Below are 12,470 nucleotides of genomic sequence, written 5' to 3' on the forward strand. Positions count from 1 at the left end.
ATGGTTAAGTAAGTAGGAGGCATTTAAATGAGTTTATTAAATAAAACAAGAAGGCTAAATCGCTTGCTGCAAAAAGAAGCTGGCAATGCAGTTAGCTTTATGGATATGGCCGAGGTGCTGCGTGATATTGTTATTGCGAATATCTACGTCGTTAGCCGCAAAGGCAAAATTTTAGGATATGCGGTAACGAATGATCCTGTTTCTCCAGAAATGAATCAAACGATATTAATTGAACGCAGATTTCCGATGGAGTCCAATAATCTGCTGTTAAAGATTGAGGAAACATCTTCAACAGCAGAGCCGGATAGTCCATATTTCTATTACACGGAGCAAATGAAAGATATGTTTCCATATACGCATACTACTTTAGTACCAATTATTGGTGGTGGCTCTCGTTTGGGAACGCTTATTTTAAGTCGTAGTGAAGGAACTTTCATTGATGATGACTTAGTTCTGGCGGAATATGGATCTACAGTAATCGCGATGGAAATATTAAGAGAACGTGCTGAAGAAATAGAGGAAGAAGCTAGAAGCAAAGCAGTCGTTCAAGTTGCGATCGGTTCCTTATCTTTCAGTGAAATGGAAGCAGTGGAACACATTTTTGAAGAATTAGATGGTAAGGAAGGTCTTTTGGTAGCTAGCAAAATTGCCGATCGGGTAGGCATTACTCGATCAGTTATTGTAAATGCACTTCGCAAACTGGAAAGTGCCGGAGTTATTGAAACTCGTTCGCTTGGTATGAAGGGCACTTATATCCGTATTTTAAATGAGCAATTAATACAAAGTATCGAGCAATTAAAAACAAAATTATAGATAAACATATAGAAAAGCCCTGTCTTGTAAAAGATAGGGCTTTTTTCTTATTGTAAGTTATCGTAATATCTTAGATGATAAGAAAGGTCAACGAATGTTTTACATATTTCTACAATAAGGACCATTTCGAATTATTTTATGAAAATAATGTCGAAATAAGAAGGAATCGATAAATACAATGTTGAAGTATATGTCAAATATTCTATAGACGGGGGGTATCGAAATGTCTTTGTTAGACAAACCAAGTTGGAACTTGATGGAGCGATCGCTTGATGCATCGACTCTAAGACAAAAGGTTGTAGCAAACAACGTAGCCAATGCGGATACACCCTTCTTTAAGCGTTCGGATGTTGTGTTCGAAGAACTTTTACAAGGTCAGATGAATTCTTCAACACCCTCTATAGAAGGTTATCGGACAGACCCTAGGCATTTCTTAATAGGGAAATCCACAAATCTGCCAAATTCAGAATTAAAAACAGATGAATCGACAGCAATTAACAATAATATGAACAATGTCGATATGGATTATGAAATGTCGTTAATGGCAAAAAACCAACTTAAATACAATGCAATGATTCAGCAAATGAACAGCGAATTCAAAAAAATGCGCACAGTACTAGGAGGGAAGTAATAACCAATGAGGTTAACCAATGGATTTGACATCAGTTCATCGGCACTGACTGCTCAGCGATTAAGAATGGATGTTGTCTCTTCTAATATAGCGAATGCGGATACAACACGTGCAAAGTTCGTAGATGGGAAATGGGTTCCCTATACAAGGAAGTTAGTTGCTTTTGAAACGAAGTCACAACCCAGCTTTGCGCAGTCGCTTAATTCAGCAATGGCTGATGGTACAGGTGAAGGTGTGCGGGTGAATAAAATTTTTGAAGATAAGTCACCATTGAAGCAAGTATATAACCCAACTCATCCAGATGCGGATGGGAATGGATTTGTTTATATGCCCAATGTCGATGTGCTTAAAGAAATGGTCGATATGATCTCAGCTACTAGATCTTATGAAGCGAATGTAACCGCCCTTAATGCAAGTAAATCAATGATAACCAAAGCATTGGAGATTGGTAGATAACCACTACAGGAGGTTGCATCATGATTGACAAAATAAGTTACAGTCCACTAAACATCATGAGTTCCATTCAACCAAAGGATAACTCCGGTGAAGGGGCTGCTGATCTTGGTAAAAGATTCGGTTCGTTCCTGAATGACGCCATGACAAACTTAAACACGCAACAAAAGCAAGTGGATAATTTGAATCAGAGTTTCATCAAAGGTGAGCTTTCCGATGTTCATCAACTGACAATAGCCTCTGAGAAAGCATCGCTAGGACTTGAGTTGACTGTACAAGTCAGAAACAAAGTCCTTGAAGCTTACCAAGAAATGATGAGAATGCAGCTGTGATTGACTTAGATGCTGCTAAATTTTGGTTCGATGAGGTGACAGAGTGAACGAGAACCTGCTCCAGTACTGGGAAAAGGTGAAGCAATATTGGAATCGATATAGTAGAACTACGAAAATCACTTTTATAGCAACGATTGTCCTACTGATTCTTACTGCTGCAATAATAAGTATTAATCTATCAAAAACGGAGTATTCACTCGCATTTACGGAGTTACAGCCAAGTGATGCTTCAGCCATCAAGTCCTATCTAGATACCGCAAAGATTCCGTATCATCTTAGTGCTGATGGTAAAAGTATCGAAGTACCAACAAGCGAAGTAGCAAATGTAAAGCTTGGTGTAGAGTCCCAAGGTTTAAATAAGAACGGCTCTTTAGGCTTTGGTGCATTTAGCGACAGCAGTTCATTTGGCATTACAGACAACGAATTCAAAGTGAAATACTTGAACGCGATACAAGGCGAGCTTCAACAGTTGATTAACGCTAATCAAGCAATCGCTAGTTCTAAAGTTCTCATCTCACTTCCAGAAGAAGGACCCTTCTTACAGCAACAGCAAGAGAAAGCAACGGCGTCTGTCGTCGTGCAAACGAAACAGGGCTATACATTAGATCAAGCAAAGGTTGATACGATTTATAATTTAGTATCTCACAGTGTTAAGAATCTCCCTCTAGAGAATATTACGATCTCAGACCAATATGGACAGAGTCTTGTATCTTCGAAGGTCGGCGGAACCTCATCCTCGAGTTTAGTCACTAGTCAAGCGGATATTAATAACCAGTTCCGAAATGATTTACAGAAGAATATCAATACGATGCTGGGTACGATGTTTGGCCGTGACAAAGTGAATGTAAGTGTATTCTCAACCATGAATTTTGATCAAAAGAAAAGCAAAGAGCAGCTTGTCAGCGCTCCGAATCAAGTGGATCAAAAAGGGCTGGAAATTTCCCTGCAGGAAGCAAGCGAGTCTTATCAGAACAATGGTGCTGATACAGGTGGTGTACCAGGTACAGGGACTACAGATGTTCCAGGATATCCTGGGGCGGCCAGTTCAGGCAATTCTAACTCAGAGAAAAATAATAAGACTGTCAATTATGAAGTCAATCGAATTACGAATGATATTATCTCTACGCCTTATGTTGTGAAAGACTTAAGTATTAATGTAGGAATTGAGCCTCCGGTTAAAGATGATCCCAACTCATTGACGGCTGAGACCAAGGCTGCGGTGCAAAGTGCACTAGTAAACATTGTAAGAACTGCTTTAGCGGATAATAAGGTTACATATACAGACGAAGATTTACAGAAAAAAGTTACTGTATTCGCACATTCTTTTGCAAGACCAACGGACACACTCGCTTCGAAAACAACAACATACTTAACGTATGCAGGTTTAGCTTTAGCGGCGCTAGCAATTGGACTAATTGCAGGGTTTGCAATTAGAAAACGAAGAAAAGCTGCACAACAACAATTGGAACAAGAAATGAATATTGCAGCAGGCAAAGCAGAGCTTCCAACGATTGATATCGAAAATGTTACTAATGACAATCAAGTACGCAAGCAGCTAGAGACTCTTGCCAAAAAGCGACCAGAAGACTTTGTCAATTTGCTTCGTACTTGGTTAGTAGACGAATAGAGGTGCACTTGTATGGCCAAAGCTGCTCTGCAAGGGTTAACCGGACGACAAAAGGCAGCCATTCTTTTGATCAGTTTAGGCCCTGAGGTGTCTGCTCAAATATTTAAACACTTGCGAGAAGAAGAAATTGAGCAGTTAACGCTAGAGATTGCGAATGTTAGAAAAGTAGATTCTTATGAAAAAGAAGCCATTTTATCTGAATTTCATCAGATCTGCTTAGCCCAAGAGTTTATTTCTCAAGGTGGTATTGCTTACGCCAAGGATATCTTGGAAAAGGCATTGGGATCACAAAAAGCGCTTGATATTATCAATCGTCTGACAGCAACTCTGCAAGTGAGACCTTTCGATTTTGCAAGAAAAGCAGATCCTGCTCAAATTCTTAACTTCATTCAAAATGAGAATTCTCAGACAATCGCTTTGGTATTGTCTTATTTGCAAGCTGATCAAGCTTCGATCATCTTGTCGTCGCTACCACAGGAAAAGCAAGCTGATGTTGCTAAGCGTATTGCACTCATGGACAGCACCTCTCCTGAAGTCATTAGTCAGGTAGAACGCGTTCTTGAACAAAAGCTATCTTCAACTGTAACTCAGGATTACACAAATGCAGGTGGTATTGCTTCTATTGTTCAAATTCTGAATGGTGTCGATCGGGGTACAGAGCGTACCATTCTCGATTCCCTAGAAATTCAGGATCCGGAACTTGCGGAAGAAATTAAGAAACGGATGTTTGTCTTCGAAGATATTGTCAATATTGACAATCGTTCCATTCAGCGAATTATTCGCGACATTGAGAATGCTGATTTACAGCTTGCCCTTAAAGTTGCAAGCGAAGAAGTTCGCGATGCCTTGTTCAAGAATATGTCCAAACGTATGGCGGATACCTTTAAGGAAGAAATGGAATTTATGGGACCCGTACGTTTACGTGATGTTGAAGAAGCTCAGACCCGGATTGTTGCAACGATTCGCCGCTTAGAAGAATCTGGTGAAATCATCATCGCACGTGGTGGAGGAGATGATATTATTGTCTAATGTCATTAAATCATTTGCTTATTTTCCGTTAGATGATAAGAAATTAGTAGAAACGATTTCACCACTTGAATTATTACGCTCAGGTATGTTAACGGATGAAGCCAATCAATTGACTCCTGAACAGCAGCAGGAACTGACAGAAGCTACAAGTATGAAGGAGCAGATCCTTCAAGACGCTGAGACTTTTGCCCATGAACAAATCGATCAGGCTATGCAGGAGTGTACTGCACTTCGAGAACAAACGCATGCAGAAATCACGAGTTGGTGGGAGAGCCGCCGTGCTGAAGATAAAGAGCACATCGCGCAATCCAGACAATCAGGATTTGAAGAAGGGTACGAACAAGGAATTGTTCAAGCCGAAGATAATCTCCGACAAGAATACGGTGAGATGTTATCAGAAGCTCGAGCCATTTTGGAACAAGCTTACAAGCTTAAGCAGCAAATCATTCAAGAATCAGAACCCTTCTTAATTGAGCTTAGCACTTCGATTGCTGAGAAAGTAATTGGGCGTCAGTTAACTTTAAACCCAGAATGGGTAATTGATTTAATTCAGATGGTTCTTTCACGTAGACGAGAAAAAGGGATTATCGCGCTTTGTGTAGCACCTTCACAGTTTGCGTACATTCAAGATGCACGCGAAGAGTTACTAACTTCCATTGATTCACAAGCGGAATTACAAATTATCCCGGACTCTACGGTACAAGACCGAGGCTGTGTGATACGTTCCTCATTTGGAAGCATTGATGCGAGAATTGATACTCAGTTAAAAGAGATCAAGTCGGCGCTAAGACAATTGGCAACTCAAAGTGAGGTATCCGAGTTATGAGCAGCAAGCTGCCAAATGCTGATAAGTACAAGGAGCATCTGCATACGATTGATCCAATTCGAGTGAACGGTAAAGTGACGCAGGTGATCGGGCTGACAGTTGAGTCAGAAGGTCCTGATGTGAGCATTGGTGATCTTTGCTACATATATCCGCACAAGTCTAACAAGCCGCTAAAGGCTGAAGTCGTTGGATTTCGCAGCAATAGAGTGGTCCTGATGCCACTCGGTGATTTGGATGCCATAGGTCCTGGATGCGATGTCGTAGGTACCGGAAAGCCGCTTACTGTTCAAGTTGGCCATGAGCTGCTTGGTAAGGTATTAGATGGTTTGGGACAACCCTTAGATGGTTCATTCCTGCCCTCTAGAATGGCCCAATATTCAACGAATAATGTACCTGGTAACCCGCTAACACGTCCACGCGTTCTGAATCCAATTTCGGTTGGTGTTCGCTGTATTGATGGTTTACTAACAATTGGTAAGGGACAACGTGTCGGTATTTTCGCAGGTTCTGGTGTAGGTAAAAGTACGTTGATGGGAATGATTGCCCGTAATACATCCGCTGATGTCAACGTTATTGCTCTTATTGGTGAGCGTGGTAGAGAGGTTCTAGACTTTATCGAAAGAGATTTAGGTCCTGAAGGACTTGCTAGATCCGTTGTGATTGTTGCAACGTCGGATCAACCCGCTTTGATCCGAATCAAAGGTGCGATGATTGCAACTAGTATTGCCGAGTATTTTCGAGATCGCGGCTTAAATGTCATGATGATGATGGATTCAGTCACTCGTTTTGCTATGGCACAGCGTGAAGTCGGACTTGCCGTTGGAGAACCTCCAGCTACACGTGGTTATACGCCATCGGTTTTTGCAATGCTTCCACGGCTTCTAGAGCGTTCAGGTACGGGGCCAAAGGGCTCCATTACCGCATTTTATACCGTGCTTGTAGATGGGGATGACATGAATGAACCTATCGCTGATGCTGTACGAGGTATTTTGGACGGACATATTGTCCTAAATCGCAGCATTGCTAATAAGGGTCATTACCCAGCCATCGATGTTTTATCCAGCGTAAGCCGAGTCATGAAAGAAATTGTTCCTACTGAACACATGGAAGCAGCTGATCAATTGAAACGACTTCTTTCTATATATAAAGATTCGGAAGATCTTATCAATATAGGGGCATACCAAAAAGGTTCTAACCCAAATATTGATATCGCAATGGATAATATCGAGGCAATATGGGATTTCACGAAGCAAAAAACCTCTGAAAAGTTAACGTTTGAAGAAGCTCAAGAACGTTTGATTCATGAATTTTATAAGGGATGAGGCTCCTGAATGAATTTTCGTTATTCTTTCCAGCAAATTGTCGATTTGAAAAACAATGAACGAACACAGGCAGAGTGGATACTGTCTGAGGCAATGGGGCAACTAAGGAACGAAGAAACGAGTTTGCATGGATTGTTTGAGCAAAAAGATAGCCTTCATAACGAAATGGCAAGTGTATCTAGCAGTTCGGTATCCATCTCCAAGATGCTGTTGATGCAAAATTACATGAATCATGTTGATCATCAGATCGCCCGCAAGCACTTGGATGTGCAGCAAGCACAGCATGTCGTGCTCAAAAAGCAGGAACATCTTTCAGAAAGAATGATTGATGAGAAGGTATGGTCGAAAGCAAGAGAGAAGGCTTACAACCAATTTCAATCTTTTGTCGCGAAAAAAGAGCAAGAAGCTCTAGATGAAATGGCCACCAACCGTTTCAGACGACTCACGTATTGAGGAAGGTAAAGGAGGGAAGAGGAGATGGCCGATACAAGCATAGAGGGTGCATCTTATAGTGCACTGGAACGATTTCTGATATGGTTTGTCATCCCCTTTGTGTTTACGGCAGTTTTGCTCTTCGTACTGTTGTCAATATTTGATTATGATATCAAGAGCAGTATACAGAAGGCGCTGCACAATACACCGATCATTGGGGCAATCGTCCCTGCTCCCAAAGAAAAAGCAGTAGTTACCAGCGATGGTAAAGTGCCGACTTCTGAGCAAAGCATCAAGAATAAAGATGAAGAGATTACTAAGCTAAACGCAAGAATTGCTGAACTTCAATCGGCTTTGCAGAAAGCTGATTCAACAACTGAGCAGAAGGATCTATCACTGAAAGATGCTCAGGCGAAGTTAACCGAACTGGAAGAGAAGCTGAAGAATAAGACACAAACTGAAGAAGAATACAACAATCAAATTACTCAACTTGCGAGTATGTATGCAAAAATGAATCCAAGTAAAGCTGCCCCTATCATTGAAGCATTGACACCTAAGGAAATGGTACTAGTTTTTTCAATGATGAAAGCAGATAGTCGTGGAGCAATTCTTGAGAAAATGGATCCGATTAAAGCAGCTGAGGCTTCAATTGGGGTTAAGGATGTTGTTCCAGCTCGAGATAAACAAATCGCTGCTTTGCAAGAGAGATTGGCAACGAATGGAGCGAAAGACTCGACCAAGACCGGAACATCCGTAAGTAAAACAGATCTTGGGCAAACTTTTGCCAACATGACGCCGAAAAGTGCTTCAAATGTTCTACTGGAAATGAATAAATCTAATCCTGATAAAGTGTTAGCTATTCTCAGTGGAATGGATAACGCTTCTCGTTCTAAAGTCATGTCTTCTTTGTCAGACGCAAATAAAGAAATCGCAGCTTCAATTACAGCTAAACTTGTTCAGTAATGTCATTGATTTCACGAAGGGAGGTGAAAAAAATGGACGTACAAATGCCAATAGTACCTACAGGAAATAATGCTGCTTCAACAGCAACAGGCAAAGCAAGTTCGGCAACCAAAGATACTTTTTTTAATCAAGTATTAGATGGTCAAATTGTACAAGAGAGTGCTTCTGGTGATGTAAATGTTTCCGATCCAGCTCTTTCTCTGAACATGCTGCTTCAAATGCTTCAAAGCTTGGTATTACCCCTTCAAGGTGCCGCTGTACAGGAGGTCGAACAGGGGACGGAAGATCAACCTCTATCAGAAATGCTCTTGGAGGCAATGAACAGTAATCCTGCGCTTGCTGAACAAATATTACAAGATCCCAATGTAAAGAAGTGGTTCGAAGATGCTGAGCAGTTGTTAAATACACTTGGCGATTCACAATCTAACGCGGCTTTCACATTACCGAATGGATTGAATCTTCAGCACGCAGATACATTAAACTTACAGGCTCAGAATACTTTGCTTACCCTGACAACTTTGACTAAACAGCAGCCAGACAACGCAATTTTGAAGTTTTTGAACCAGGACTTACTTAGTACTATTGGGCCTTTGCTTCCAGAACTAATGGCGACTCTGAAGGGACCAACATCAATAACTGCTGCAACAACGAATATGCCTAAGACCATTGAAGGTTTAGTAGATGGAAGTAAAACTGACACCTCATCTGTTGACAGAGCTAGTCACGTTAAACAGGCGAAAAAGCTTGGTGTTGAGCAGAAGAGTGATGGAGATTTATTGACAATCGTGCAACCTACAAAGTCAAAACTTGAGCTTTTAGCAATTAAGAATGTACTTCACGCACCAGTAATCGAGTCTACTTCAAAATCCGAAGAATCATTTGTAGATCTTGTTGATTTGCCAACTGAAACCGCTACAGCAACAAATACAATCGTTACGATCGGTGATCTGCAGAAAGCACAACAGGCTACTATCCCAGTTGATAAAGTGCCAACAACAACGATCAATGCAGCGAATTTTACTGAAGAAATGACAGAGCATGTATTGAAGAACATGAAGATTACGATGGCTGAAGGTATTTCCGAAGCTAAGCTATCTTTATTCCCTAAAAATCTCGGTCACATTGATGTAAGAATCTCGATGCAGGATGGTCAATTGATTGCTCAGTTTGCAGCTGATTCCTTGGCAGGTAAACAGATGCTGGAAAGTCAGCTTCCACAGTTAAGACAAGCTCTTCAAACACAAGGTTTGCAAGTTGAGAAGCTTGAGGTTACTCAAAATCAAAACATGCAATCCAGTATGTTCCAAGATCAACGTCAGCAGCAAACATTTGGTCAATCTCAGCGTCAAAGCAAAAATGGTTCAAGTAACTACGATGAAGATTCACTTGATTTTAATCAAGAAATAGAAAATGTAGCTCAAATACGAACTGCAGTTAATGGAAACTCCTTCGATGTTATTGCTTAAAAAGCAATGAATATGAAGTAGTTGGAGGTGAAGGTGTGGCTACAAGCCCGATATCAGGTAATGTTGCTGATCTGATCAATGCTGGCAAAAATACAAAAAGCAAAGATAAAGACAACAATACATTAGGCAAAGATGATTTCCTTAAAATCTTGATTACACAACTTCAAAATCAAGATCCGACACAACCTTTACAAGATAAAGAGTTTATTGCACAAATGGCGCAATTCACATCCGTAGAGCAACTTACGAACATGGCCGGTGAAATGAAGCTAATGCGTCAATCTCTTGGTTTTGTTTCAGGCTTGATTGGGAAATCGATCACATGGACGGATATTGACTCATCTGGAGCATCTGTCGAAAAGTCTGGTGTTATTGATTCCATTACATTTAAAGACGGAAATCAATACGCCAATGTGAAGGGAGTGGAAATTTCTCTTGACAAGCTCAAGAAAATTGAGAATGTTGGAGAAACCAAATGACAGAGAGAATATCCATAGGGCAGCTTTATCCTAATGCGGTTTCTCCTGCGTCTACGAGACGAACACCTGTACAGCAACCGGCATCCAATCCCGGTATTCCAACTTTTCAGAAACTTCTTCAGGAGCAATTTGTTCGTTTCAGTCATCATGCAGAGGTTAGACTGAAAGAGAGAGACATTCAATTAAAGCCAGAGCAATTGGATAAGCTCAACAAAGCAATCGACAAAGCTGCTGCTAAAGGTGCGAAGGATGCGCTTATGATTCTGGGTGGCAATGCCTTAATTGTTAATGTTCCTAACCGAACTGTTGTGACGGCGCTTGATGGAAACGCAATGAATGAACATGTTTTTACACAAATAGATAGTGCCATTATTATTTCTTGACCATCAGGCTCGACCGTGAAGGAAGCCTGGGGCTGTGGAGCGATTGAAGCAGCTCACTTTATTTATAATCCGATTAGGAGGCCTATTAGATGTTAAGATCTTTGTACTCAGGCGTTTCAGGTATGCGTGGTTTTCAAACAAAATTGGATGTTATTGGTAATAATATCGCAAACGTAAATACCATCGGATTCAAAGGCAGTCGCGTTATGTTTAAAGATATTCTTAGTCAAACCGTTGCAGGAGTTAGTGCTGCCGATGAGAACCGCGGTGGTGTGAATGCTCAGCAAGTAGGTTTAGGAGTTAGTTTGGCTGCCATTGATACTGTACATACAGCAGGAAGTGCGATGACAACGAATGTCCCAACTGATTTGCGTGTTAACGGGGATGGATTTTTTGCCGTAGGGACTACTGAGCAGGTAGATGCACCTTATTTGACAAGATCAGGTAACTTTACCTTAGATCCAACCAGAAACCTTGTAAATGCTGAAGGACTGCATGTCATGGGTGCTGAAGGTGCGGGTCCGATTGTGCTTCCAGATGATATTGTTTCATTCTCGATTGCACAAAACGGTGATATCATTGGTGTTAACACGGTTGGTGAAACGGTTGCTACAGGTCAAAAAGTTGGAGTTGTTAAAGTAATTAACCCCGCAGGTCTTGAGAAAATTGGTGGGAATTTGTATCGCATGACAGCTAATGCGAACCCAGAAGGTGCAATTGAAGTTGGTGCACCAGGTAATCCAGAAACGGGTACAGGGACACTGATCTCAGGACAACTGGAAATGTCGAACGTTGACTTAACGGGTGAATTCACCGAAATGATTATTGCTCAACGTGGATTCCAAGCGAATTCGCGGATTATCACAACTTCAGATGAAGTGCTTCAAGAAGTCGTTAATCTTAAACGTTAATCTTAAGTTGATGTGAAAGCGGGGAGCTAGACTCCCCTTATCCTGATACAGGAGGAGAAACATGATTTCTCTCACTCGTTTAAACGGTAAAGCTATTATCCTGAATGCTATACTGATCGAACTTATTGAAGAGACTCCAGACACAATGATCACGTTGACAACAGGCAAGAAAATCACAGTACTCGAAAAAGCAGAGGTTGTGGTAAGCTTAGTGCGGACCTACATGCAGGAGATTGGCTCAGTACGAGCGACAATAAAGTCCAGGGATGCGGAGGGTTCGTAAGTGTTTAAGAACAAAATTTTTATACTCATTGTCTCCATATTAATTGCAATTACTTTGATTTTGACGGCTGCCTTTGTTTTGTGGAATTTTATGGAGAAAAATAATCAATCCAAAGACCCTGCGGTACAAGCTCAGGAAGCTGTTGCAAGCGTGAAGCCAACGAAAGCGCCATCAGCTGAGGCTGTAAAGGCAAACACAGCTATTATTAAAGACATTTTGACTAACTTATCTGGCAGTCAGAATTTTATTAAAATCAGCTTCGCTTTTGAGTTAGAGAACTCGAAGTCAAAAACGGAATTTGATAGTTTGCTTGAATCTGCTGTTAAAGGCACAATAGTACAAGCGCTAGGGGATTTGACAAAGGAACAAATTGAAGGCAGTAAAGGTTCAGATAGTTTAACTTCTACGTTAATGAACAAGCTTAACCCATTGTTACATGAGGGTAAAATCAAGCAAATTTGGATAACCGATAAAGTACTTCAATAACTCGCTTTTGATTTTGCTTAAAGGAGGTGACTCG

Annotated in this window: 16 protein-coding genes; all 16 read left to right on the plus strand. The window is 41.0% G+C overall.

The features are described from left to right. Positions 1–27 precede the first annotated feature (27 nt). Entirely contained in the window at positions 28–813 is a 786-nt protein-coding gene (gene codY / locus QFZ78_RS02280) for a GTP-sensing pleiotropic transcriptional regulator CodY (RefSeq protein WP_029195350.1), read from the plus strand. 223 nt (positions 814–1,036) lie between these two features. Continuing rightward, positions 1,037–1,444 (plus strand): flagellar basal body rod protein FlgB, encoded by a 408-nt coding sequence (gene flgB, locus QFZ78_RS02285; protein WP_307545095.1) that lies wholly within the window; start codon positions 1,037–1,039, stop codon positions 1,442–1,444. 6 nt (positions 1,445–1,450) lie between these two features. Further along, complete coding sequence (flgC, locus tag QFZ78_RS02290; RefSeq protein ID WP_171648834.1) at positions 1,451–1,900, plus strand: flagellar basal body rod protein FlgC; 450 nt, start codon at positions 1,451–1,453, stop codon at positions 1,898–1,900. Positions 1,901–1,920: 20 nt separating this feature from the next. Beyond that, the gene (gene fliE / locus QFZ78_RS02295) at positions 1,921–2,229 is read left to right on the plus strand and encodes a flagellar hook-basal body complex protein FliE (RefSeq protein ID WP_171648836.1); all 309 of its coding nucleotides are present in this window, start codon (positions 1,921–1,923) and stop codon (positions 2,227–2,229) included. A 43-nt stretch (positions 2,230–2,272) separates the two neighbouring features. Next, entirely contained in the window at positions 2,273–3,856 is a 1,584-nt protein-coding gene (fliF, locus tag QFZ78_RS02300) for a flagellar basal-body MS-ring/collar protein FliF (protein ID WP_307545098.1), read from the plus strand. Between the two features lie 12 nt (positions 3,857–3,868). Continuing rightward, complete coding sequence (gene fliG / locus QFZ78_RS02305; protein WP_171648839.1) at positions 3,869–4,885, plus strand: flagellar motor switch protein FliG; 1,017 nt, start codon at positions 3,869–3,871, stop codon at positions 4,883–4,885. Then, a complete protein-coding gene (locus tag QFZ78_RS02310; RefSeq protein ID WP_307545100.1) occupies positions 4,878–5,711 on the plus strand; it encodes a FliH/SctL family protein in 834 nt (277 codons plus the stop codon). Before fliG ends, QFZ78_RS02310 begins: the two co-directional genes overlap by 8 nt. Continuing rightward, on the plus strand, positions 5,708–7,033 hold the full coding sequence (gene fliI, locus QFZ78_RS02315) for a flagellar protein export ATPase FliI (protein ID WP_307545103.1): 1,326 nt from the start codon (positions 5,708–5,710) through the stop codon (positions 7,031–7,033). The genes QFZ78_RS02310 and fliI overlap by 4 nt, the downstream gene beginning before the upstream one ends. A gap of 9 nt (positions 7,034–7,042) precedes the next feature. Continuing rightward, entirely contained in the window at positions 7,043–7,486 is a 444-nt protein-coding gene (fliJ, locus tag QFZ78_RS02320; RefSeq protein ID WP_307545105.1) for a flagellar export protein FliJ, read from the plus strand. Positions 7,487–7,510: 24 nt separating this feature from the next. Next, on the plus strand, positions 7,511–8,428 hold the full coding sequence (locus QFZ78_RS02325) for a MotE family protein (protein ID WP_307545107.1): 918 nt from the start codon (positions 7,511–7,513) through the stop codon (positions 8,426–8,428). 32 nt (positions 8,429–8,460) lie between these two features. Then, on the plus strand, positions 8,461–9,894 hold the full coding sequence (locus tag QFZ78_RS02330; protein WP_307545109.1) for a flagellar hook-length control protein FliK: 1,434 nt from the start codon (positions 8,461–8,463) through the stop codon (positions 9,892–9,894). Positions 9,895–9,929: 35 nt separating this feature from the next. Continuing rightward, positions 9,930–10,373, plus strand: a complete 444-nt coding sequence (locus QFZ78_RS02335) for a flagellar hook capping FlgD N-terminal domain-containing protein (RefSeq protein WP_373460111.1) — start codon at positions 9,930–9,932, stop codon at positions 10,371–10,373. Beyond that, positions 10,370–10,756 carry a TIGR02530 family flagellar biosynthesis protein gene (locus QFZ78_RS02340; RefSeq protein WP_307545111.1) on the plus strand — a complete coding sequence of 129 codons (387 nt, stop codon included), beginning with the start codon at positions 10,370–10,372 and terminating at the stop codon, positions 10,754–10,756. Before QFZ78_RS02335 ends, QFZ78_RS02340 begins: the two co-directional genes overlap by 4 nt. Positions 10,757–10,845: 89 nt before the next feature. Then, entirely contained in the window at positions 10,846–11,667 is an 822-nt protein-coding gene (gene flgG, locus QFZ78_RS02345) for a flagellar basal body rod protein FlgG (RefSeq protein WP_307545113.1), read from the plus strand. A 61-nt stretch (positions 11,668–11,728) separates the two neighbouring features. Further along, positions 11,729–11,950, plus strand: coding sequence for a flagellar FlbD family protein (locus QFZ78_RS02350; RefSeq protein WP_029195364.1), 222 nt, complete (start codon positions 11,729–11,731; stop codon positions 11,948–11,950). Further along, a complete protein-coding gene (locus QFZ78_RS02355; protein ID WP_307545114.1) occupies positions 11,951–12,436 on the plus strand; it encodes a flagellar basal body-associated FliL family protein in 486 nt (161 codons plus the stop codon). Positions 12,437–12,470: the final 34 nt, after the last annotated feature.

It is taken from the genome of Paenibacillus sp. V4I5, assembly GCF_030817255.1.
In the GTDB taxonomy this organism is placed as follows: domain Bacteria; phylum Bacillota; class Bacilli; order Paenibacillales; family NBRC-103111; genus Paenibacillus_E.

Bases quoted from the DNA above. Each gene is read 5' to 3' on its own strand.
- fliJ (WP_307545105.1), top strand. From the start codon at position 7,043: ATGAATTTTCGTTATTCTTTCCAGCAAATTGTCGATTTGAAAAACAAT.
- codY (WP_029195350.1), top strand. From the start codon at position 28: ATGAGTTTATTAAATAAAACAAGAAGGCTAAATCGCTTGCTGCAAAAA.
- flgG (WP_307545113.1), top strand. From the start codon at position 10,846: ATGTTAAGATCTTTGTACTCAGGCGTTTCAGGTATGCGTGGTTTTCAA.
- flgB (WP_307545095.1), top strand. From the start codon at position 1,037: ATGTCTTTGTTAGACAAACCAAGTTGGAACTTGATGGAGCGATCGCTT.
- QFZ78_RS02330 (WP_307545109.1), top strand. From the start codon at position 8,461: ATGGACGTACAAATGCCAATAGTACCTACAGGAAATAATGCTGCTTCA.
- QFZ78_RS02325 (WP_307545107.1), top strand. From the start codon at position 7,511: ATGGCCGATACAAGCATAGAGGGTGCATCTTATAGTGCACTGGAACGA.
- fliE (WP_171648836.1), top strand. From the start codon at position 1,921: ATGATTGACAAAATAAGTTACAGTCCACTAAACATCATGAGTTCCATT.
- fliG (WP_171648839.1), top strand. From the start codon at position 3,869: ATGGCCAAAGCTGCTCTGCAAGGGTTAACCGGACGACAAAAGGCAGCC.
- QFZ78_RS02350 (WP_029195364.1), top strand. From the start codon at position 11,729: ATGATTTCTCTCACTCGTTTAAACGGTAAAGCTATTATCCTGAATGCT.
- fliI (WP_307545103.1), top strand. From the start codon at position 5,708: ATGAGCAGCAAGCTGCCAAATGCTGATAAGTACAAGGAGCATCTGCAT.
- QFZ78_RS02340 (WP_307545111.1), top strand. From the start codon at position 10,370: ATGACAGAGAGAATATCCATAGGGCAGCTTTATCCTAATGCGGTTTCT.
- flgC (WP_171648834.1), top strand. From the start codon at position 1,451: ATGAGGTTAACCAATGGATTTGACATCAGTTCATCGGCACTGACTGCT.